Raw genomic sequence first — 22,373 nt, forward strand, 5'->3', positions numbered from 1 at the left:
GACAACCGACCACACGGCCACGGCCCGCACGCTCGGAGAGCAGCGCGCGCCCAGGCACGCCGCCCCGGCCTACGCCACCGGCGCCCAGCGCACAACTGACCGCACCGCAAGGGTCCGCGCCCTCGCGCAACGGCGACCGACCAGCTGGCCCAACTCGGTCGACTCCACCGGCGAGAGGCGGATGATCGGCTCCACCGTCGACCGCACCCTCGGACAGCAGCACACGCCCAAGCACGCCGCCCCGGCCCACACCACCGGCGCACAGCGCACAACCGGCCGCACCGCCGCAGCCCGCATCCCGGGGAGCAGCCGATGACCGTGTACTTCGTCGGTGCCGGCCCCGGGGCCGCGGACCTGATCACCGTGCGCGGGCGGGACCTGCTCGGCCGTTGCGGTGTCTGCCTCTACCCCGGCAGCATGACGCCCACCGACCTGCTCGCGTACTGCCCGCCGTCCGCGGAGCTGGTGGACACCGCGAGTCTCAGCCTGGAGGAGATCGTCGAGAAGCTGGCCCGAGGGCACCGGGCCGGGCACGATGTCGTGCGGCTGTGCTCCGGCGATCCGTCGCTCTACAGCGCTGTCGCCGAGCAGGTGCGACGGCTCGACGCCGCCGGCGTGCCGTACGAGGTCGTCCCCGGTGTGCCGGCCTTCGCCGCGTCGGCCGCTGTGCTCGGGCGGGAGCTGACCGTGCCCGAGGTCGGGCAGAGCCTGATCATCACGCGCGTGCAGGCCCGCTCGACCGCGATGCCGCCGGGCGAGACCCTCGCCGCGTTCGCCGCCACCGGCGCGACCCTCGCTCTGCACCTGGCGATCAACCACGTCGAACGGGTCACCGGCGAACTGACCCCGCACTACGGCGCCGACTGCCCCGTCGCCGTCGTGGCGCTCGCGAGCCAGCCCGGCGAAACTGTGGTGCGCGGGGTGCTCGCCGAACTGCCGGAGCTGGTGCGGCAGGCCGGGATGACACGGGCGGCGACCATCTTCGTCGGCCGGGTGCTCGCCGCGGCCGGGTTCCCGGACAGCTTCCTCTATTCCAGTGCCCGCGACCGGGCCGACCAACCGGAGTCGTTGTGACGGAACTGCGCTGGGGCCTGCTGGCCGCCGGGACCATCGCCGCCGAGTTCGCCGCGGGTGTCGACGAAAGCAGGCACGGCACGCTGACCGCCGTCGCCGCGCGGTCCGCCGACCGGGCCTGCGAGTTCGCGACGCGCTTCGAGATCCCGAAGGCCTACAGCAGCTACGAAGACCTCCTCGCCGACCCGGAGATCGACGCGGTATACGTCTCGACGCCGCACCCGATGCACAAGGAATGGGCCATCGCGGCGGCCGAAGCGGGCAAGCACGTGCTGTGCGAGAAACCCCTGACCGTCACCGCCGCCGACGCCGAAGTGGTCATCGCCGCGGCCCGCAAGCAGGACGTCTTCCTGATGGAGGCGTTCATGTACCGGCTGCACCCGCAGACGCGGCGGCTGGCCGAGCTGATCTCGTGCGGCGCGATCGGCGACGTCCGCGCGGTCGACGTCACCTTCAGCTACGCCACTGACGACGGCGAAGCGGCCCGGCTCGGCGACCTCGCGCTCGGCGGTGGCGGGATCCTCGACGTCGGCTGCTACTGCACGTCGCTGGCCAGGCTGGTCGCGCAGGCGGCGCTCGGCGTCGACGTCGTGGAGCCGGACGAGGTGACGGGGATGGCGAAGCTGTCCGCGTCCGGCGTCGACGAGTACGCGACCGGCCTGCTGCGGCTGCCGGGCGACATCCTCGCGCGGCTGTCGTGCGGGTTCCGGCTGGCGCAGGAGGACGCCATCCACGTCTACGGCACCCGCGGGCAGCTGCACGTGCCGCGGCCGGCGTGGATCCACGCGCTGCGCAAGCCCGTGACGTCGCAGATCGTCCTCACACCGCTCGACGGCGCACCCGAGATCATCGAGATCGAAGCAAGCCAGGGGCTCTTCGCGCGCGAAGCGGATCACGTCGCCGCGCACATCGCCGACCGGCAGGCACCCGAGCTGACCTGGGCGGAGACGATGGCCAACATGCGCACCCTCGACCGCTGGCGGGACGCCGTCGGCTACGGGCGTCCTTCGTGATCCTCGTCCTCGGCGGCACGGGCGAAGCACGGAAGCTCGCTTCGGAGCTGACAGAGCGCGAAGTGCGCGTCGTGTCTTCGCTTGCGGGACGCGTCGCGCGGCCACGCCTCCCAGTCGGCGAAGTACGCGTAGGCGGCTTCGGCGGCGTAGAGGGTCTCGCGGGCTGGCTGCGCGAAAACGACGTACGCGCTGTCGTGGACGCGACGCACCCCTTCGCCGAGCGCATCGGGGCCAACGCGGCGAAAGCGGCCGAACGCACCGGAATCCCGCTGCTGCGGCTCGCCCGGCCCGGCTGGGAAGCCGGCGAAAACGACGTCTGGCACTGGGCGGACAACCTCGCCGACGCCGCGAAGAAACTCCCGGACCTCGGCAAACGCGTCTTCCTCACCAGCGGACGCCAGGGACTGCCCGCCTTCGCGCACCTCGACGACCTGTGGTTCCTGATCCGCTGCGTCGACCCGCCCGAACCGCCGTTGCCCCGGCACCACGAACTGCTCCTCGCGCGCGGACCGTACGAAGTGGACGCCGAGCGCGCACTGCTGAGGGGCCACGGTGTCGACGTCCTCGTCACGAAGGATTCCGGTGGCGACCTGACCAGTGCCAAACTCACGGCCGCCAGGGAACTCGGCGTGCCCGTGCTGCTGGTCCGGCGCCCGCCGAGACCCGTCACGGAGACCGCCGAGACCGTGCCCGAAGCCGTCGAATGGGTGCTGAACCGATGATCGAAGAGTTCTACGAAGTCCTGAACAAACGCCGTGACGTCCGCGGCGAGTTCACCGGCGAGCCGATCCCCGAGGCGACGCTGACGAGGATCCTCGAAGCCGCGCACGCCGCGCCGAGCGTCGGGCTCACGCAGCCGTGGGACTTCGTGCTGGTCGACGACCACACGACCCGCGAGCGGTTCGCGAAGCACGTCCACGAGGAGCGAGAGGTCTTCACGGGACAGCTCGGCGAAGAGCGCGCCGGCACCTTCTCGAACATCAAGATCGAGGGCATCCTCGAGTCGAGCCTCGGCATCGTCGTCACCTACGACCCCGCGCGCGGCGCGCCCGACGTGCTCGGCCGGCACGCCATCGCCGACGCCGGCCTGTACTCCGTCTGCCTGGCGATCCAGAACCTGTGGCTGGCCGCGACCGCCGAAGGCCTCGGCGTCGGCTGGGTGAGTTTCTACCGCGAACCGTTCCTCGGCGAACTGCTCGGCATCCCGGACGGTGTACGGCCCGTCGCGTGGCTCTGCACGGGCCCGGTCAGCCGGCTCGAAACCGTGCCCGACCTGGAGCGTCACGGGTGGCGCAGCCGCCGTCCCCTGGCCGAGGCGATACACCACGGGCGCTTCACGCCGCGTGACCCGGGGTCTGCGTAACGGGCCTCGGTCTGACCCGTTAGCGTTGCGCCGATGCGTCTGATTGCCGTAGCGCTGGGGTTACTCTCGGCCTTGTGCGCGCTGGCTTTCCCCCTCCTGCCGGTGGTGCAGGACACGGCGGAGGTCGTCTGGCCGACCGGCAGCGACACCCGCTCCGTCAACGCGCCCTTGACCGGGTACTGGGCCCAGGACCTGCGCGCCGAACTGCCGTGCGCGGCCATCCGTTCGGTCGACGCCCGCACGAACGGCCCGGGCCTGCTGTTCGCCACCGTGCCCGACGGCCGCACCGACCCGAAGTCCGGCAAGGGCGTCGGGATGCAGCTGCGCGTCGACAACGGCGTGCTGATCGCCTCCAGCCAGGGTCAGCAGATCGCCCAGCAGCCGCTGCCGTCCGAGAAGTGCGACGTCGAGCTGGACGTCGACGCGACGCAGATGACCCTCGCCGTGGCCGGCACCCCGGTGTTCCACACCGGCGGCGACGTCCGGCCCCGCGTGGTCGGCATCTACTCCTCGATCAACTCGAGCAAGGACCCGATCGCCGGGCTGCACGTCTCGGTCGTGCCGGACACGCGCTACCAGACGTCGCCGACGACGCTGAAGGTCGTCGTCGGCGTGCTCGCGATCCTGTCGCTGATCGGCTGCATGATCGCGGTCTGGCGCCGCGACTCCGGCTTCGCCCGCCGCGCGCCGCGCTGGGCGCCGGTCGGCTGGTGGCGGCTGACGATGCGGGACGCCACGGTGATCGCCGCGCTAGGCGCGTGGGTCTTCATCGGGCCCGTGACCTCGGACGACGGCTACATCCTCACGATGGCCCGGGTCACCGAGCAGACCGGGTTCCTGACGAACTACCACCGCTGGTTCGGCGTCGCCGAGGCGCCGTTCGGCTGGTTCTACCACCTGTTCGAACTGATGGCGCACGTCAGCGTGGTACCGCCGTGGATCCGGCTGCCGTCGTTCCTGCTCGGCGTGCTCTGCTGGCTGCTGATCAGCCGCGAGGTCATGCCGCGCCTGGGCGCCCAGGTCCGCACCAGCCGCCCGGCGAGCTGGGCCGCGGCGACGGTGTTCCTGGTCTGGTGGATGCCCTACAACAACGGTGTCCGGCCCGAACCGGTCGCCGCGCTCGGGTCGCTGCTGGCGATCTGCGCCGTCGAACGCACCCTGGTGACGCGGCGGCTGCTGCCGCTGTGCCTCGGCCTGACCGCGGCCGGGTTCACCCTGGCCGCGACGCCGACCGGGTTGATCGCGGTGGCGCCGTACCTGGTCGCCGCGCGCCCGCTGTTCAAGCTGATCCGCCAGCGCGCCAACGAGAACGGCTGGCTGCCGGTGCTCGCGCCGGTCGCCGCGGCGGGGCTGCTGGTGCTCGTCGTGGTGTTCGCCGACCAGACGTTCGCGACGGTCCAGGAGGCGACCCGGATCCGCACCCAGGTCGGCCCGAACCTGTCGTGGTTCCAAGAGCTCGCGCGCTACCAGCTGTTGTTCGCCGACCTCCCGGACGGCTCGGCGCCACGCCGGTTCCCGGTGCTGCTGATCGTGCTGTGCACCGCCACCTGCCTGGTGATGCTGCTGCGCCGCGGCCGAATCCAGGGCGCGTCGCTCGGCCCCGCGCGCCGCCTGATCGGCACGACGGCGCTGTTCTTCCTGCTCCTGGCCCTGACGCCGACGAAGTGGACCCACCACTTCGGCGCGTTCGCCGCGGTCGGGGCGTCGATGGCGGCGTTGACGGCACTCGCGACGAGTTCGACCGTGCTGCGGTCCAAACGCAACCGCGCCGCGTTCCTGGCCGGGCTGCTGGTCGTCGGCGCGCTGGCCGCGACCGGGCCGAACACCTACTGGTTCGTCTCGCGCCTCGGCGTCCAGTGGACGAACGTGGCGCCGTCGATCGGCGGCATCCCGCTGTCCACGATCCTGCTGGTGGCGGCCGCGATCGCGGGGATCTACGCGTTCGTGGAGAACGTCCGCGCGCACCGGCCCACCGCCGCGCCCCCGGTGCAGGAAGGCCGGTTGCGCGCGCTGCGGCTCGGCTCGCTGTCGCTGGTGGTGGTCTGCGGCCTGGTGGCGGGCGGCGAGTTCATCACGATGGCGTGGGCGATCCACAACCAGGCCGGCAGCTACAGCCTGGGCGCGGCGAACGTCGGGCACCTGTTCGGCAAGAGCTGCAACCTCTCCGACCACGTCATGGTGGAGCGCGACGCGGCGACGAGCATCCTGCACCCGCAGGCCGAGCAGCGGACGGTCCCCGACGAGACCAAGCCACCGGAGAACTCGCCGCTGCCCAACCCCGACCACGACAACGGCCGCGTCCAGACCGGCTTCCACACCCGCTCGGTCGACGACAAGGACCCCCTGGCGGAGCCGCCGCACGGGTTCACGCCGGAGAACGTGCCGATGTGGTCGAGCTACCTCGACCCCGAGACGCGCGCGGGCCGCCTGCGCAGCGACTGGTACGCGCTGACGGAGAAGCCCGCGGACGGCCAGGTCGTGGTGGCGACGGCGGGCGCGTCCCGGCGGCCGACGTCGGTCAGCCTCGACTACGGCGTCAACACCCCCGAGGGCGTGAAGATCCTGCGCAGCCAGTTCGTGCTCCCGCCGGGCGGGGGCACGGGTGGCTGGAACGACACCCGCATCAACCTGCGCGATCTCCCCCCGGAGACGAACGCGCTGCGCATCAACATCGTCGACAACGACCTCACCGAAGACGGCTGGATCGCGGCTTCGGCCCCGCGCGTCCCGACGTTCACGACGTTGACGGACAAGATCGGCTCGAAGCCGGTGTACATCGACTGGCCGGCGTCGTTCGTGTACCCGTGCGCCCAGCCGGTGATGTCCCACGACGGCATTTCGCAGGTCCCGGAGTACCGCATCACGGCGGGCGGTCTGGCGGACGAGGCGGAGTGGGCGTCCTCGACCAACGGCGGCCCGATCGGCTGGCTCGAGGAGCTGGCCGAGGAACCCGAGGTGCCGAGCTACCTGATCGGCCAGCCGAGCCAGTCGTGGGGCCAGCTGCTGCAGATCGAGCCGTTCACCGAAGGCATCGCCCCGACGGTGATCCACGGCGAGAAAACCGTCCCGGGCTGGTGGTCCCCGGGCCCGGGGCCGAGCCAGCCCAACGGCAAGGACCCGACGCGCTGACCCGGTCGTGAGTGGTTAGGGCGGTTCTAACCGCCCTAACCACTCACGACCGGGCTACGGCAGGCTCAGTAGCTGCGGGGCGTCCAGACGATGCCGTTCTCCGCGCGGGTCCGGGACGAGCCCACGATCAGCAGGCAGCGCATGTCCACAGTGGACGGGTCCAGCTCGCCGAGCGTGGTGATGCGGACGTCCTCCTCCGGGCCGCCGACGTCCCGCGCCACCACGACCGGAGTCGACGGCGAGCGGTGGCGGAGCAGCACGTCACGGGCGTCCGCGAGCTGAGTCGTGCGGGTCCGCGAAGCCGGGTTGTACAGCGCCAGCACCAGATCCGCCGCGCCCGCCGCGTCCAAGCGCTTCTCGATGATCTCCCACGGCTTGAGCCGGTCGGACAGGGAGAGCACGCAGTAGTCGTGCCCCAACGGCGCGCCGACCCGGGACGCCGCCGCCTGGGCCGCCGTCACGCCCGGCACGATCCGGACGCGGACTCCCGCTCCCTGCCCCAAGGACACCTGTTCCAGCACCGCCGACGCCATCGCGAACACCCCCGGATCGCCCGAGGAAACCACGGCCACGCGCGCGCCGGAAGCGGCCAGCGCCAACGCATCGACCGCCCGGTCCGCCTCGACCCGGTTGCCGGACGCGTGACGCTGCTGCCCGGACTTCTGCGGCACCCGCGCGACATACGGGCCGTACCCGACGATGTGCTCGGCCGCTTCCAACTCCGCCAAGGCTTCCGGCGTCAGCCACTCCGGACCCGCCGGACCGAGGCCGACGACGACCACCTCACCACCGGTAGCGGTCACCGGCGGCGAAACAACGGGTGACTGCCGAGACGCGTAAGCCGGCGAAGGCAGCAACGCCAGCGAGAAATAGGGCACGGAGGCGGGATCCACCGAGGCCAGCGGCGCGATCCGCTGCTCACCCCATGTCGCGCGCTCGATGTAGAACGCGTCGTCGAGCTTCCCGGCCTCCGCCAGCGCCTCCCGTACCGAACCGAACGTGCGTCCCAGCTTCACAACCGCCGCCGAATCCGTGTCCGCGAGACGACGCGCCAGTTCCGGCGCGGGCAGCGTGCCCGGCAGGATCGTCAGGACCTCATCGCGCTGGACCAGCGGACGGCCCAGCACGGACGACGCCGCGCTCACCGACGTCACCCCGGGCACGACCACGGCGGGAAACCGACCGGACAGCCGTTCGTGCATGTACATGTACGAGCCGTAGAAGAACGGGTCGCCTTCGCAGAGCACGACGACGTCGCGACCGGCGTCCAGGTGCTCGGCGAGCCGTTTCGCGCTCAGCTCGTAGAAGTCCGCGATCGCGCCTTCGTAGCCGCCCGGGTGGTCCGTGGTCTCGGTCGTGACCGGGTAGACGAGCTTCTCCTCGATCTGCCCCTCACGCAGGTACGGCTCGGCCACCGACCGCGCGATGCTCCGGCCGTGCCGCGCGCTGTGGTACGCGACGACCGGCGCGTCCGAGATCAGCCGCGCGGCCTTGACCGTCATGAGTTCCGGGTCGCCGGGGCCGAGCCCGACGCCGTACAGCGTGCCGGTCATTCTTCGGTGCTCGCCAACGCGTTGATCGCGGCGACGGCCATCGCGCTGCCGCCACGACGCCCGTGCACCACCAGATACGGTGCCGGCGCGCGCTTGGCCAGCTCCACTTTGGACTCCGCCGCGCCGACGAACCCGACCGGGACACCGATGATCGCCGCGGGCGCGCCGACGCCCTCGTCGAGGATCTCCAGCAGGCGGAACAGCGCGGTCGGCGCGTTGCCGATCGCGACGACCGAGCCGGGCAGCTTGTCACGCCACAGTTCCAGCGCCGCCGCCGAGCGCGTGGTGCCCATCCGCTCGGCGAGGGACGGCACCCGGGCGTCGGACAGGGTGCAGACGACTTCGTTGTCCGCGGGCAGGCGGCGCCGGGTGACGCCACTGGCGATCATCTGCGCGTCGCACAGGATCGGCGCGCCCGCCTCGAGGGCGGCGCGGCCGGACTCGACGACGTCGAGGGTGTAGCGCACGTCGTCGACCAGATCGACCATGCCGCAGGCGTGGATCATCCGGACCGCCAGGCCGGCCACGTCGTCGGGCAGGATCGCCAGGTCCGCCTCCTCGCGGATCGTGGCGAACGAGTGCCGGTAGATCTCGGCACCGTCCCGCAGGTAGTCGATCACAGTCTTCCTTTCAGCTCTTCGAGCGGCACCCACCGGCCGTCGACCCGGTAGCCGCCGGCTTCGGCGACCACGTCCACATGCGACTGCGAGGGCTTGCCGCACCGCCGTTCGCAACCCGAGAAGTGCGCGCGCAGCCCGGGCCGGAACACGGCGTCGGCGCGGACGTCGGCGCGCGACTTCGCGCAGCCCGGCCGGCCGACGCACGCACTGGTCCCGAGCGGCTCGCCGCCGAAGCCGAGCCGTTCGAAGACGTCGGGGGGCGCGTCCGGCAGCACCACGGACTTCCACGGCGTGACCAGCACCGGCCCGAAGCCGGCGAGCGCGCGGACCTGCGCGGCCGACAGCTGCCCGAACCTCGGGACGACGCCCGCCGCGGACGCCGAGATCATCCCGACCGGCACCGGGATGTCGGCACGGGGAACCGGCGTCCCGCGCCACGCCGGGTCGTCCAGCTCGGCGACGCGCCACGCGGATCCGCGCACCCGGAGGAACTCCCGCGCGAGGTCGATCAGCTCCGAGACCGCGTCGGCCAGCGCCACTCGGCGTCCGGTGTCGCCGCCCGCGAGCAGCAAGGTTCCCTCGGCGGGGCCGGTCGCGCGCCAGCAGACGTCGGCGCCTTCGCCGGCGACGTCACCGCGGCCGTCGTCGAAAGCGAAGAGGAACCGCCCGGGCAGCGACGCCAGCTCGTGGATCGAGCACAAGCGCGAGTCCAGCGACGCGGCCAAGCCGCGGACGTCGGCGAGGCCACCGACGAGCCCGCTCAGCGGCGAAGCCAGGACGTTGCGGACCCGCTCGTGCGACGGCGACGGCAGCAGGCCCGCGTCGGTCAGCCGGGCCGCGAGCCCGGGCCGCGTCACGCCGCGCAGCTGGACGTTGCCGCGCGAAGTGAGGTGGAGGTCGCCGTCGCCGCACGCCTCGGCGCAGCCGGCCAGCGCCCGCAGCTGCGCGGCGGAAACCGCACCCCCGGGCAGCCGGACCCGCGCCAACGGGCCGTCCGCGGCGTCGTGGGTGGCGAAAACGCCGGGGCACGCGTCGGCTCGCACACGCGCGGGGGTCGGCATGAGGTCACTGTAACTCGCGGTTCTCCGGCTCTTTCGCGGCCGGACGCGGGCGTAGGACAGCTGTCCCGGCGTCCAGGTCCACGTCACGCCGGGGAGGCGCGCCGTCGGCGTCCTGCTCGACGAGCATCGACATCGTCTCGCGGTGTTCCAGCTCACGCCGCTTGGTGCCGTAGAGGAACGCGGTGGTCTCTTCGACGTAGGTCGCGGACAGCCGCGCCTTGAACCGCGAGCCGTTCTTGCGCGGCCGCAGCTCGATCGCGGCCATGACCAGCAGGATCACCACGCCGCCCGGAAGGGCCAGCCCCAGCCAAGTTCCCATGCCCCGCGAACCGGATGACCGCCGGTCAAGTTCCGGATGCAGCAGAAGTCACATCGAATGTAGCAGGTGTGCTACATTCGATCGCACCAGTCAGATGGGGGTTCGGACCATGAGAGATCCAGCGGACCCCGCCGTCCGCGTGAGCGGGCTGCGGATGCGCTACGGCGCGAACGACGTCCTGCACGGCGTCGAGTTCCAGGCCGCCCGAGGGGAGGTCGTGTGCCTGCTCGGGCCGAACGGCGCGGGCAAGACGACCACGATCGAGATCCTCGAAGGCTTCCGGATGCGGTCGGCCGGCGAGGTGAGCGTGCTGGGCGTCGACCCGGCACACGGCGGCGAGGACTGGCGGGCACGCCTGGGAGTCGTGCTCCAGTCCTGGCGCGACCACGGGAAGTGGCGCGTCCGCGAGCTGCTCGCGCACCTCGGGCGGTACTACGCGCCGTACTCGACACCGTCGTGCACGCGGCCGTGGGACGCCGACGAGCTGATCGCGGCGGTGGGGCTCACCGAACACGCGCAGAAGAAGATCAAGACCCTGTCCGGCGGCCAGCGGCGGCGGCTCGACGTCGCGATCGGCATCGTCGGGCGGCCGGAGCTGCTGTTCCTCGACGAGCCGACCGCGGGCTTCGACCCGGAGGCCCGGCGCGAGTTCCACGACCTGGTGCACCGGCTGTCCGACGAGCTCGACACCACGATCCTGCTGACCACGCACGACCTCGACGAGGCCGAGAAGCTGGCCGACCGGATCCTCATCCTCAACGGCGGCCGGATCGTCGCCGACGGCTCGGCCGACGCGCTCACCCGCCAGATCGCGGGCGAAGCCGAGGTCCGCTGGACGATCGACGGCCGGCACTTCGTCCACTCGACGACCGAGGCGACCAAATACGTCCACGATCTGTTCAAACAACACGGCGAGGCGGTGGCCGATCTCGAGGTCCGCCGCGCGTCGCTGGAGGACACCTACATGACCCTCGTCCACCGCGCCGAAGCCGGCGGCGAAACCGAGGTCGGCCTGCAGGAAGCGGGTGCGCGATGAACACCGTCGTGATGCGGGCCGGGCTGGCCCGGGGCTGGATCGAGTTCAAGCAGACCTGGACCAACCGCGAGGACCTGGTCGGCCAGATCGTCTTCGCCGCGCTCTTCCTCGGCGTGGTGTTCTTCATGCGCGACGCGACGGTGCCCGGCACCGGCTTCTCCCTCGGCGCGGCGACCGTGCCCGGGGTGCTCGGCGCCGGGATCGTGTTCACCGGGCTCACCGGGGCGGCGAGCTACCTGGTCATCGACCGCGAGGACGGCACGTTGCTGCGGGCGAAGGCGACCCCGAACGGCATGCTCGGCTACCTGATCGGCAAGACCACGACGCTGTCGCTCGGGCAGGTGGCGTCGCTGCTGGTGGTGCTGATCCCGTGCCTGTTCCTGTATCCCTCGCTCGCTCCCGACGGCTTCTGGTCCTACCTGCACCTGCTGGGCGTGCTGGCGCTCGGGCTGTTCGCGACCCTGCCGATCGGGGCCGCGCTGGGGTCGCTGATCAGCAGCCCACGGTCCACGGGGCTGATCGTGCTGCCGGTGATGGGGCTGGGGGCGATCTCCGGGATCTTCTACCCGGTGATCGCGCTGCCGGTGTGGGTGCAGGGCATCGCGCAGGTGTTCCCGATGTACTGGCTGGGGCTGGGCATGCGCTCGGCGCTGCTGCCGGACAGCGCGGTCATCGCCGAGATCGGCCATTCGTGGCGGCCGCTGCCGACCCTCGCCGTGCTCGTCGCGTGGTCCGTGATCGGATTGGTCCTGGCCCCGGTCCTGCTCCGCCGCATGGCGCGGCGCGAGTCGGGTTCGTCGGTGGCCGAACGCCGGGAGAAGGCCATGCAGCGTGTGGGGTGAGTCATGAGCGAGGTCGTCTACAACCGGATCGCGATGCTGCGCGCGGAGCGGTCGATCTCACGCCGCGAGCTGGCGGACGCGCTGGGCGTGCACTACCAGACGATCGGCTACCTCGAGCGCGGCGAGTACAGCCCGAGCCTCTACCTGGCGCTGCGGATCGCGGACTTCTTCGAGGTCACGGTGGAGATCCTGTTCTCGACGAAGCCGTTCCCGCGGCTGGGAGAGCGGTCCGCCTAAACGACGCGCCGGTGATCGCGACCGAAGCCGCGGCCCGCCGACTCCCGGGAGCCCGCACGCTGCGGACCGTCGTGATCGGCGCCGGGTTCATCGGCTCCGAAGTCGCGCGGGCGGCGTGCCAACGGGGGCGTGCCGGGGACGATCGTGGAGGCAGCGCCCGTCCCCACTCGTCCGCGGCTGGAGAGGACGCTGCCACGGCGCTGGCCGGCCGGCCACAGGCGAGGGGCCTGCACGCGGGCCTCGTCGTCGCCATCCGGTGCAGTGCGGGCAGCACGCCTCGTACCGGGTCGTACTCGGGTAAGCGAAGGCCGCGAACTAAGGCTTGCGGAGATCCGCTTCGACCAGCGCGCGGACGACGTCGGCGCGGCGGTTCTCGCGGACCGTCCGGCTGAGCTCGACGTGCAGGAACGGCGTGCGCCCGGCGGCCTGGCTCTGCACGTTCGTGGTGCCGGCCAGGCCCCGGCAGGGCTCGGCCCACGCCCGGCAGACGCGGAAACCGTCGGCGGTGAGCCGGTCCGCCGCCCGCCGGGCCGCGTCGCCGGCTTCGGCGGCGCCGGCCGAGAGCACAACGTCGGCCGAGGTCAGGGTGGCATCGCCGAAGCCGTGGAGCTGCACCTGCGGCAGGCCTCGCCGGGCGAGCAGTGTCGTCACGACGTGGAAGACGCTGCGGGTCTCGTGCGCGGGGTCTTCGCGACGGCGGTGCGCGCCCCCGACCACGAGGACGGCGCCCGGGACCTGCCGGAAGAGGGCGAGTCCGAGCCGGTCGGTCCGCAGGTCGGAGGAGGCGTGCGGCACCTCGACAACCAGCGACGGCGGCGCGGAGCGGTCGATCGCGTAGAGCCCCCAGGCGCGTTCGGTGCCGGGCTCCTGGACGGCCAAGGTGTCGCCGTCAACGGAGAACCCCAGGTCAGCGAGGTCGTTCGGCCGCCGGTCGAGCAGCGCGCCGAAGCCGGCTTCGGCGGCCCGGAGCTCTTCGACGGTCGGCACGCGGTACGGCTGGCGGGTCGACTGCGCGGCCGTGAAGTCGCGGAGGAGGGAATCCACCCGGCAGCCTCCCGATCCGTAGCGCTCGACCACCCAGGCTACCGACCCCGGAGCCGTGGACGTCACCTTGACGCCGTGCCCGGCCGCACCGGAGAGTGAGTCCGATACCCACGCGTCGGCAGGTGAGGAACCCGGTGAGAGTCCGGGGCGGTCCCGCCACTGTCACCGGAGAGCCCGCTCTCCGGGAGCCAGGAACTCCGGCCGGCGCGCCCGTCTACCCGGGGCGCGGACCCCGAGGAGGAACCTCGTGATCCTGCTTCTGTCCACATCGGACACCGACCTGCTCAGCGCGCGTTCGTGCGACGGCGAGTTCCGGCTGGCGAACCCTTCGCGGCTCGACGTCGCCGAGCTGCCGGGCCTGCTCGACGGCGTCCGCATCGTGGTCGTCCGCATCCTCGGCACCCCGCGGAGCTGGCAGGAGGGCCTCGACACGCTGCTCGCGTCGGGTGCGCACGTCGTCGTCCTGGGCGGGGAGCAGACGCCGGACGCCGAGCTGATGAAGCTCTCGACCGTCCCCGCCGGCATCGCCGCCGAAGCCCACGCCTACCTCGCGCAGGGCGGCCCGGCGAACCTCACGCAGCTGCACCGGTTCCTCTCCGACACGCTCCTGCTCACCGGGGACGGCTTCGAGCCGCCTGCCGTGCAGCCCACCTGGGGCATCCTCGAACGGCCCGCGACGCGTGCGGACGGCCCGCTCGTCGGGATCCTCTACTACCGGGCGCACCACCTGTCCGGGAACACCGCGTTCGTGCACACCCTGGCCGACCGGATCGAGGCCGCCGGCGGGCGCGCGCTGCCGGTGTACACCGCGTCGCTGCGTACTCGCGAGCCGGAGATGATGGCCGAGCTGGCCAAGGTCGACGCACTGCTGGTCACGGTGCTCGCGGCGGGCGGCACGAAGCCGTCCGAGGTGGGCGCCGGCGGTGACGACGAGGCCTGGGACGTCGCCGAGATGGCCGCGCTCGACGTCCCGATCCTCCAGGCGCTGTGCCTGACCAGCGACCGCGAGACCTGGGCCGCGAGCGACGACGGCCTCTCCCCGTTGGACGCCGGCAACCAGATGGCCGTCCCGGAGTTCGACGGACGGCTGATCACGGTGCCGTTCTCGTTCAAGGAACTCGACGAAGACGGGCTGCCGCGGTACGTCCCGGACGCCGAGCGCGCGTCCCGCGTCGCGAAGATCGCCCTGGCGCACGCGCGTCTCCGGCACACGCCTGCTTCTGAGCGGCGCGTCGCGCTGATGCTGTCCGCGTACCCGACGAAGCACTCCCGCGTCGGCAACGCGGTCGGGCTGGACACCCCCGCGTCCGTCATCGAGCTGCTGCGGCGGATGCGCGACCTGGGCTACGACCTGGGCGCGGACGCGTTCCCGGGCGTCGACCCGACCGGCACCGACCAGCCCGACGGCGACGCCCTGATCCACGCGCTGATCGCGGCGGGCGGCCAGGACCCGGAGTGGCTGACCGAGGAGCAGCTGGCCGGCAACCCGATCCGGGTGCCCGCCGCGCGCTACCAGGAGTGGTTCGACGCGCTGCCCGCGGAGCTGCGCGAAGGCGTCGAGGGGCATTGGGGCCAGGCGCCGGGCGAGCTGTACGTCGACAACGGCGACATCGTGCTGGCGTCGCTGCAGAGCGGCAACGTCATCATCATGATCCAGCCGCCGCGCGGGTTCGGCGAGAACCCGGTGGCGATCTACCACAACCCGGACCTGCCGCCGAGCCACCACTACCTGGCCGCCTACCGCTGGCTGGAAGAGGAGTTCGGCGCGCACGCCGTCGTCCACCTGGGCAAACACGGGTCGCTGGAGTGGCTGCCGGGCAAGACGGCCGGGCTCTCGGCGTCCTGCGCGCCGGACGCCGTGCTCGGGAACCTGCCGCTGATCTACCCGTTCCTGATCAACGACCCGGGCGAGGGCGCGCAGGCGAAGCGCCGGGCGCACGCGACGATCGTCGACCACCTGATCCCGCCGATGGCGCGCGCCGAGTCGTACGGCGACATGGCGCGGCTGGAGCAGCTGCTCGACGAGCACGCGAACATCGCGGCGATGGACCCGGCGAAGCTGCCCGCGGTGCGCGCGCAGATCTGGACGCTCATCCAGGCCGCGAAGCTGGACCACGACCTCGGCGTCGAGCAGCGCCCGCACGACGCGGAGTTCGACGACTTCCTGCTGCACATCGACGGCTGGCTGTGCGAGGTCAAGGACGCCCAGATCCGCGACGGCCTGCACATCCTCGGCGCGGCGCCCACCGGTGAAGCGCGCGTCAACCTGGTGCTGGCGATGTTGCGCGCCCAGCAGATCTGGGGCGGCAAGCAAGGCGCGATCCCCGGCCTGCGATCGGCGTTGGGGCTCAAGGAGAACTCCGACGCGCCGACGTCCGAAGTGGACAGGATCGAGAAGACGGCGCGGTCGCTGGTCGAGGCGATGGAGTGGCGCTCCTGGGACGTCACGGCGGTGCGCGGCATCATCGACGACAAACTGGGCGGCCCGGACGAGCAGGTCCAGCTGATCCTGGAGTTCGCGGCGAACGAGATCGTCCCGCGGCTGGCCGCGACCACGGGTGAGCTGGACGCGATCCTGCACGCGCTGGACGGCGGCTACATCCCGGCCGGCCCGAGCGGATCGCCGTTGCGCGGGCTGGTGAACGTGCTGCCGACCGGCCGGAACTTCTACACGGTCGACCCGAAGGCCATCCCGAGCCGGCTGGCCTGGGAGACCGGGCAGGCGCTGGCGGACTCGCTGCTGCGCCGCTACCGCGAGGACACCGGCGACTGGCCGCGTTCGGTCGGGCTGTCGGTGTGGGGTACGTCGGCGATGCGGACATCGGGCGACGACGCCGCGGAGGTCCTGGCCCTGCTGGGCGTCCAGCCGGTGTGGGACGAGGCGTCACGGCGCGTCACCGGCATCGAGGCGATTCCGCTGTCCGAGCTGGGCCGCCCCCGCATCGACGTCACGATCCGCATCAGCGGCTTCTTCCGCGACGCGTTCCCGCACGTCATCACGATGATGGACGACGCCGTGCGATTGGTCGCCGGGCTGGACGAGCCCGCGTCCGAGAACTTCGTCAAGGCGCACGTTTCCGCGGATCTGGCCACGCACGGCGACACGCGACGCGCGACGACCCGGATCTTCGGCTCCAAGCCAGGGGCGTACGGCGCCGGGCTGCTGCCGCTGATGGAGTCCGGGAACTGGCGCGACGACAAGGACCTCGCCGAGGTGTACGCGGTCTGGGGCGGCTTCGCCTACGGCCGCGACCTGGACGGCCGCCCGGCGCGCGAGGACATGGAGAGTTCGTACAAGCGGATCGTGGTGGCGGCGAAGAACACCGACACGCGCGAGCACGACATCGCCGACTCGGACGACTATTTCCAGTACCACGGCGGCATGATCGCCACGGTCCGCGCACTGACGGGCACGGCCCCGGTGTCGTACGTGGGCGACAGCACGACACCGGACGCGGTCCGCACCCGCACGCTGGGCGAGGAGACGGCCCGGGTATTCCGCGCCCGGGTGGTCAACCCGCGCTGGCTCGCGGCGATGCGCCGCCACGGTTACAAGGGCGCGTTCGAGCTGGCGGCAACAGTGGACTACCTGTTCGGCTTCGACGCGACGGCGGGCGTCGTCGGCGACTGGATGTACGAGAAGCTGACCGAGTCGTACGTGCTGGACGAGACGAACCAGGAGTTCCTGCGCCAGGCGAACCCGTGGGCGTTGCGCGGAATCGTGGAGCGCCTGAACGAGGCGGCGGACCGCGGCCTGTGGGAGGAACCGGACCCCGAGCTCTTGGCGCAGATGCGGGAGGTCTACCTCTCCTTGGAGGGCGACCTCGAGTCCCAGTAAGGCGGTTGTCCACACCCGATCGGGGTGTGGACAACCCCGGCGTCCACGGCCGGACCACGGCTTCCCGTCACCCCTCGCCGATAGACTGGAGCAGGGCACGCCCCCCGGTGGAGGGTGGGGGCCGCCTTCGCGCGGGTGTGGGCCGGGGCGGCTCTTCCGGAACGGCCAACACATCCCCCGGAGCGGCCGACACGGCGACGGGAACCGCCAACACGGCGTCCAGGGCCAACAGCCGAACCCCGTTGTCGGCGTGTTGGCCATTCCGGTCGGCGTATTGGCCGTTCCGGTCAGCGTGTTGGCCATTGCGGTCGGCGTATTGGCCGTTCCGGTCAGCGTGTTGGCTAGCCGGGCGACATGGTGGCCGTTGCTGATGTCGCCCTGCTCACTTGGGCGAGGACTTTGCCGGAACTCTGCGTGGAGCGTGAGCCTGCCTTCTCGCACCCGGGCCGGGGCCTCTTCGGCGGTGGCCATCACGTCGGTGGCGCAACCGCCTTTCGTCGTCTCCGGAATGCGACATTTCTCGGGTTTCGCCCGTAACCCCGCCTTCGCCTTGACTTTGAAATGGTCTAGTCCAATGATCTGTCCACCCTCGAACCCCACCGGGAGGACAGATCATGCGCAGAAGCAGACTGGCCGCCGTCGGGCTCGCCGCCGCCACCTTCATCGGTACAGCAGTGAGTCTCGTGATCGGCGCGCCCTCCGCGACAGCGGCGCTGGGCAACAACTGGTACGCCGCGGCGCCGTATCTGATGCCCGTGAGCAACAATCCCCCGGACCCCGTCACGGTGATGAACGCGACCGGGCTCAAGGCGTTCCAGCTGGCGTTCATCCTGGCGCCCAACGGCGGCGGCTGCAGCCCGACCTGGGACGGCACGGCCGCGGTCTCCTCGGACACGAACGTCGCCGGCGTGATCTCCCGGATCCGCGGCGCGGGCGGTGACGTCTCGGTGTCCGTCGGCGGTTACGGCGGTACGAAGCTCGGCCAGACCTGCGGGACGGCGGCCGCGACGGCCGCCGCGTACCAGCAGGTCATCTCGAAGTACTCGCTCAAGGCGATCGACTTCGACCTCGAAGAGCCGGAGTACGAGAACACCGCGGCCATCGCGAACGAGCTCGGCGCGGCGAAGACGTTGCAAGCCAACAACCCCGGCCTGTTCGTGTCGGTGACCATGCCGGGCACCGCGGCCGGCACCGGCTGGTTCGGCACGCAGCTGCTCGACCAGGCGAAGTCGATCGGCTTCGCCCCCAACAACTTCTCGATCATGCCGTTCGACGGCGGCTTCAACGGCGGCTCGTCCCAGGTGTCGGCGCTCGAGGCCCTGCACGGCCTGCTGATGTCACACATGGGCTGGGACAGCGCGACGGCGTACTCGCACGAGGGCTTCTCCGGCATGAACGGCAAGTCGGACGCGGCGGAGATGTTCTACACCGCGGACTTCCAGACGGTGTACGACTACGCGACCAGCCACGGCCTGGGCCGCTTCACGTTCTGGTCGGTCAACCGCGACCGTGCCTGCGTCGGCACGACCGACAACGGCGTCTGCAGCAACGTGCCGCAGAACGACTGGGACTTCACGAAGTTCAGCGTCCGCTTCGCCGGCGCGACCCCGCCCCAGACGACGCCGACCACCAATCCGACGACGCCGACCACCCCGGGCGGCGGCTCGTGCACGGCGGCGGAGTGGGATCGCACCAAGGTCTACGTGAAGGACGACGTGGTCAAACACAACAGCCACAAGTTCACCGCGAAGTGGTGGACCCAGGGCGAAGAGCCCGGGACGACCGGTGAATGGGGCGTCTGGGCCGACAACGGCGCCTGCTGATTTCGCTCTGCCGAAGGCCGCCCCGGGCACGCTCGGGGCGGCCTTCGCTCGTCAGAACTCGAGGTGGGTGTTCTCGCGCTGGACCTCCGGGGTCAGCGCGGGCACCTCGACGACGTGCCGCCCGGCTCGGCGCAGCAGCTCGGTGCCCTGGGCGTCGACGAAGACCGGCGGCTCCCGCCACGCGAACACGACGCGCGGGATCCCGGCGTCGAGGATGAGCCGGGTGCAGCTGCGCGGGTGCGAGCTGCGGTTGCTGCAGGGCTCGAGCGAGCTGTATATGGTGGCGCCGGCCAGCCGCGGGTCACCTTCACACTTGGCGAGGGCGGCTTCCTCGGCGTGGTTCAGCGGTTCACCCTCGCCGGAATGCCCGGTCGCGATGACGTCGCCTTCGGCGTCGGTGATGACGGCCCCGACCCGGAAGGTGTGGCTCGGCGGGCACTCGGCCGCGAGCGCGATGGCCTCCCGCAGCCGCTGGACGTCCCGGCCGGTCGGTTCGTCGGCCGCACGGTATTCGAGGATCGCCATGCCGGTCAGTTCGCGTGCTCTGACCAGCCGCAACGGCCGCGGGTAGAGGCCGGGCCCGACGAACCGCGGGGCGTCCGGCTGCCCGACGAAGAACGGCGCGATCGCCAGCCGCAGCTCGTCGGCCAGCCCTTCGGTGAGGAACCGCGTGTGGATCCCGCCACCGCCCTCGACCAGCAGGTTCTTGATGCCGCGCGCGCCGAGGTCGTCGAGGACACGGCCGAAGTCGGGCGGATCCCCGGCGTCGACGACGGTGGCGACGTCCTTGAGCGCGTCGGCGGCACCGGGCGGCGCGTAGACGATCTTTTCGGTGTCCCCGACGGTGAAGAACTGCGCGTCCGGATCGAGGCCGCGGGTGGTCAGGGTGACTTTGACCGGCTGCTCGGACTTGCCGAGCTCAAGACGTTGCCGCCGCAGTTCGGGCGACCGGACGAGCAGCCGCGGGTTGTCGGCCCGCACGGTCCCGGCCCCGACGAGAACGGCGTCGGCCTCGGCCCGCAGCCGGTCGACGACAGCGAAGTCGTCCTCAGTGGACAGCACCAGCCGTTCGGGTGAGGTGTTGTCGAGGAAACCGTCGAGCGACTGCGCGGCGGAGAGCAGGACGTGCGGCCGGTCGATCACCCGGCCCAGTATGCCGGGCCGTAACACCGCGGGCGATCGGGACGTCCTAGCAACCATGACCACGCGAGGCTGGCAGAAGGAGCGGACGCTCACCACGCTCGACACGGTAGGCCGCCGGGTAGCGGTGACGACCGGCCTCACCCGCGACCCGGAAGGACGCCTGGTCGCGGTCATCGCGGTCGGCGACGGCCCCACGGCGATCTTCCGCCACCTGCACGACCCCGACGACCGCACCGAACTGGTGATCAACGCCGCCGACACGGCGGACGACCTCCACACGCTGACGGGCATCGCCCCGGTGCGTCAGCTGCGGCGCCGCCGCCGCTAGCACGGCGCCGGCTCCGGCCGCGGGGTCTCGGCAGACGTTCCGGCCGCGCGGATTCCGGCTCCGCGGAGGTTGGCTGTGTCGTGCGGCCTACCCCGCGGGTTTCAGCTCCGCCGAGCTTGACCTCGCAGTTGCGGTCTACCCCGCCGACTTCGGCTCCGCCGAGCTTGGCCGCCCAGTTTCGGTCTACCCTGCCGACCTCAGCTCCGCCGAGCTTGACCGCGCAGTCGCGACCTACCCCGCGGACTTCAGCTCTGCCGAGTTGGCCGCCTAGTTGCGGCCGGACCTGCGGACTTCAACTCCGCGGAGCTGGCCGCCCAGTTTCGGCCGGACCCTGCGGACTTCAACTCAGCCGAGCTTGACCGCCCAGTTTCGGCAGCGTGTTCAGCCGCGTGGCGGCAGTCGTGGAGTTCCGGTTCGCAAGATCAGGCACTGCGGATTCGACTCGGTGTGGTCCGAGCTCGCCCTCTTCTTCATCGGCCTCGTGCGCCAGTGCACGCCGGAGAGCGTCACCCACGGCGCGCAGGCGTTCGGTCCCCAGCTCCTGCTCCGCGAGGTCCGCCCTACGGGCTACGGTGCCCAGCCGCCCGGCTGTGGTCGCCGGCGAGGCGAATCCCCTCGACCGCGGCACACCCAACCGCCCCATCGCCGTGGCGATGGGGCGGCGGGCTCAGCCGGGCAGGACGGCGTACTGGCGGACGTAGAGGTCCGTGTACGTCACCGGGCCGCGGGGGCCGGGGACCTTGTCCAGGTTGATGCCCGTTTCCGGGACCGCGAGCAGCTTGAAGCCGTCGAGGAGGCGGGTCGGGGCGTTCCAGAAGACGCCCGTGCCGGTGTAGCCGTCGAAGAACGCGTCGGCGGCGGCCTCGTCCTCGGTCGCGATGCCCGCGGCCAGGCCCGAGGTCTGCTCGTTCGCGATCTCGACGGCGTCAGCGAGGGCGCCGACCTTGGCGACCGTGACCGTCGCCTCGCGGTCGGAGTCCAGGGCCCACTCGTAGCCGATCGCGTGCTCGTGCGGGGCCAGCGAAGGCGTGACGCCCCGCTCGGCCAGCGCGTCGGCGATGCCCGGCCAGACGTCGTCGTGGATGTTTTCGTGGATCAGCAGCAGGTTGAGCCGGTTGCAGACCCCGAGCCGGTCGAGGCTGGCGAAGACCAGGTCGCGTGCCTTGGTGACGTCCGCGCCGCGGTCGACGTACAGGACGCCGCCGCCGTCGGCGTGGGCGAGCGTGCCGACGCCGTGGATCGCGGCCTCGGTGGCCAGGGCGCGCGTGCTGTCGCCGCTGCCGCGCAGGATGACGAGGGGCACCAGGTTCGGCAGGCGTACCAGCGCGGACGCGGCTTCGCGCTCCACACGCGGCACCAGCTGAATGCAGTCCGCGTCGATGCCGGCTTCCGTCAGCGCCGGCGCGATGACCACCTCACGCAGCCGCTGCGCCGAGCCGAGCGCGGCCGAGCCGGTGCGCAGCACGCCGGCGTTGCGCGACTTGACCAGCTGCGACGCCACGTCGACGGTGACGTTCGGGCGCGCCTCGTAGTTCGCGCCGATCACGCCGACCGGACGGCGCCGTTCGACCAGCCGCAGCCCGCCGTCCAGCGTGGACACCTCGACCGAGCGCTCCTGGTGCGGGGCGCCGGCGAGCAGCCGCAACTGCTCGGCCATGCCCGTCAGCCGCTCCGGGGTGATGGTGAGCCGGTCGAGCAGACCGGCGCTCATCCCCTCGGCGGTCGAACGCTCGACGTCGGCCTGGTTCGCCTCGAGGATCTCGTCGCGATGCGTCAGCAGGCGTTCGGCCATCCCGGCCAGGGCGGCGTCCACGGCCTCCGCACTGGCGGCGGCAAGCGACGGCGCGGCCAGCTTCGCAGCCCGTGCGCACTCCTCCACGGCCTTGGCGACCTCGTCCATCGTTCGGCTCCCTCCGGCTGACCAGCGAGAGACCAGTTTGCCGCATCGAC

18 protein-coding genes and 1 riboswitch are annotated in these 22,373 nt (G+C 71.7%); of the genes, 11 read left to right on the forward strand and 7 right to left on the reverse strand.

The features are described 5' to 3' along the window. Nucleotides 1-312: 312 nt before the first annotated feature. Genes cobM through OHS18_RS20140 form a run of 5 tightly spaced genes read left to right on the forward strand, consistent with a single transcriptional unit; the run spans nucleotide 313 to nucleotide 6,579 of the window. Nucleotides 313-1,074 (forward strand): precorrin-4 C(11)-methyltransferase, encoded by a 762-nt coding sequence (gene cobM / locus OHS18_RS20120; protein WP_328618071.1) that lies wholly within the window; start codon nucleotides 313-315, stop codon nucleotides 1,072-1,074. Further along, a complete protein-coding gene (locus OHS18_RS20125) occupies nucleotides 1,071-2,087 on the forward strand; it encodes a Gfo/Idh/MocA family protein (RefSeq protein ID WP_328618072.1) in 1,017 nt (338 codons plus the stop codon). Before cobM ends, OHS18_RS20125 begins: the two co-directional genes overlap by 4 nt. Then, nucleotides 2,084-2,809, forward strand: coding sequence for a cobalt-precorrin-6A reductase (locus tag OHS18_RS20130; protein WP_328618073.1), 726 nt, complete (start codon nucleotides 2,084-2,086; stop codon nucleotides 2,807-2,809). Before OHS18_RS20125 ends, OHS18_RS20130 begins: the two co-directional genes overlap by 4 nt. Beyond that, complete coding sequence (gene bluB / locus OHS18_RS20135; RefSeq protein WP_328618074.1) at nucleotides 2,806-3,450, forward strand: 5,6-dimethylbenzimidazole synthase; 645 nt, start codon at nucleotides 2,806-2,808, stop codon at nucleotides 3,448-3,450. Before OHS18_RS20130 ends, bluB begins: the two co-directional genes overlap by 4 nt. A gap of 33 nt (nucleotides 3,451-3,483) precedes the next feature. Further along, the gene (locus tag OHS18_RS20140; protein ID WP_328450326.1) at nucleotides 3,484-6,579 is read left to right on the forward strand and encodes an arabinosyltransferase domain-containing protein; all 3,096 of its coding nucleotides are present in this window, start codon (nucleotides 3,484-3,486) and stop codon (nucleotides 6,577-6,579) included. 65 nt (nucleotides 6,580-6,644) lie between these two features. Here OHS18_RS20140 and OHS18_RS20145 read toward each other — a convergent pair whose 3' ends face one another. Genes OHS18_RS20145 through OHS18_RS20160 form a run of 4 tightly spaced genes read right to left on the reverse strand, consistent with a single transcriptional unit; the run spans nucleotide 6,645 to nucleotide 10,132 of the window. After that, nucleotides 6,645-8,132, reverse strand: a complete 1,488-nt coding sequence (locus OHS18_RS20145; RefSeq protein WP_328618075.1) for a precorrin-2 C(20)-methyltransferase — start codon at nucleotides 8,130-8,132, stop codon at nucleotides 6,645-6,647. Next, nucleotides 8,129-8,752, reverse strand: a complete 624-nt coding sequence (locus OHS18_RS20150) for a precorrin-8X methylmutase (protein WP_328450322.1) — start codon at nucleotides 8,750-8,752, stop codon at nucleotides 8,129-8,131. Before OHS18_RS20150 ends, OHS18_RS20145 begins: the two co-directional genes overlap by 4 nt. Next, the gene (locus OHS18_RS20155) at nucleotides 8,749-9,813 is read right to left on the reverse strand and encodes a precorrin-3B synthase (protein WP_328618076.1); all 1,065 of its coding nucleotides are present in this window, start codon (nucleotides 9,811-9,813) and stop codon (nucleotides 8,749-8,751) included. Before OHS18_RS20155 ends, OHS18_RS20150 begins: the two co-directional genes overlap by 4 nt. Before the next feature lie 4 nt (nucleotides 9,814-9,817). Next, nucleotides 9,818-10,132, reverse strand: coding sequence for a DUF6191 domain-containing protein (locus OHS18_RS20160; protein ID WP_328450318.1), 315 nt, complete (start codon nucleotides 10,130-10,132; stop codon nucleotides 9,818-9,820). Nucleotides 10,133-10,241: 109 nt separating this feature from the next. Between OHS18_RS20160 and OHS18_RS20165 the strand changes: the two genes are divergently transcribed. Genes OHS18_RS20165 through OHS18_RS20175 form a run of 3 tightly spaced genes read left to right on the forward strand, consistent with a single transcriptional unit; the run spans nucleotide 10,242 to nucleotide 12,247 of the window. After that, a complete protein-coding gene (locus OHS18_RS20165) occupies nucleotides 10,242-11,168 on the forward strand; it encodes an ABC transporter ATP-binding protein (protein WP_328618077.1) in 927 nt (308 codons plus the stop codon). After that, on the forward strand, nucleotides 11,165-12,010 hold the full coding sequence (locus tag OHS18_RS20170) for an ABC transporter permease (protein WP_328450314.1): 846 nt from the start codon (nucleotides 11,165-11,167) through the stop codon (nucleotides 12,008-12,010). Before OHS18_RS20165 ends, OHS18_RS20170 begins: the two co-directional genes overlap by 4 nt. 3 nt (nucleotides 12,011-12,013) lie before the next feature. Next, entirely contained in the window at nucleotides 12,014-12,247 is a 234-nt protein-coding gene (locus OHS18_RS20175) for a helix-turn-helix transcriptional regulator (protein WP_328450312.1), read from the forward strand. 315 nt (nucleotides 12,248-12,562) lie between these two features. Here OHS18_RS20175 and OHS18_RS20180 read toward each other — a convergent pair whose 3' ends face one another. Further along, nucleotides 12,563-13,291, reverse strand: a complete 729-nt coding sequence (locus OHS18_RS20180) for a hypothetical protein (RefSeq protein ID WP_328618078.1) — start codon at nucleotides 13,289-13,291, stop codon at nucleotides 12,563-12,565. Between the two features lie 124 nt (nucleotides 13,292-13,415). Then, nucleotides 13,416-13,489, forward strand: a riboswitch (cobalamin riboswitch). 49 nt (nucleotides 13,490-13,538) lie between these two features. On the opposite strand from OHS18_RS20180, the gene cobN reads away from it, so the two are divergent. Together cobN and OHS18_RS20190 are read left to right on the forward strand one after the other, a co-directional pair. Next, nucleotides 13,539-17,129, forward strand: coding sequence for a cobaltochelatase subunit CobN (cobN, locus tag OHS18_RS20185; RefSeq protein ID WP_328618079.1), 3,591 nt, complete (start codon nucleotides 13,539-13,541; stop codon nucleotides 17,127-17,129). A gap of 614 nt (nucleotides 17,130-17,743) precedes the next feature. Further along, the gene (locus tag OHS18_RS20190) at nucleotides 17,744-18,952 is read left to right on the forward strand and encodes a chitinase (RefSeq protein ID WP_328618080.1); all 1,209 of its coding nucleotides are present in this window, start codon (nucleotides 17,744-17,746) and stop codon (nucleotides 18,950-18,952) included. 51 nt (nucleotides 18,953-19,003) lie between these two features. Here OHS18_RS20190 and OHS18_RS20195 read toward each other — a convergent pair whose 3' ends face one another. After that, nucleotides 19,004-20,095 carry a dihydrofolate reductase family protein gene (locus tag OHS18_RS20195; RefSeq protein ID WP_328618081.1) on the reverse strand — a complete coding sequence of 364 codons (1,092 nt, stop codon included), beginning with the start codon at nucleotides 20,093-20,095 and terminating at the stop codon, nucleotides 19,004-19,006. A gap of 55 nt (nucleotides 20,096-20,150) precedes the next feature. Between OHS18_RS20195 and OHS18_RS20200 the strand changes: the two genes are divergently transcribed. Beyond that, on the forward strand, nucleotides 20,151-20,423 hold the full coding sequence (locus tag OHS18_RS20200; RefSeq protein WP_328450304.1) for a hypothetical protein: 273 nt from the start codon (nucleotides 20,151-20,153) through the stop codon (nucleotides 20,421-20,423). Between the two features lie 667 nt (nucleotides 20,424-21,090). On the opposite strand, the gene OHS18_RS20205 is transcribed toward OHS18_RS20200, so the two are convergent. Next, nucleotides 21,091-22,323: an aldehyde dehydrogenase family protein gene (locus tag OHS18_RS20205; RefSeq protein ID WP_328450302.1), complete on the reverse strand. Its 1,233-nt coding sequence runs from the start codon at nucleotides 22,321-22,323 to the stop codon at nucleotides 21,091-21,093. Between the last annotated feature and the right edge of the window lie 50 nt (nucleotides 22,324-22,373).

Origin of the sequence: Amycolatopsis sp. NBC_00355, assembly GCF_036104975.1 — a bacterium.
In the GTDB taxonomy this organism is placed as follows: Bacteria; Actinomycetota; Actinomycetes; order Mycobacteriales; family Pseudonocardiaceae; genus Amycolatopsis.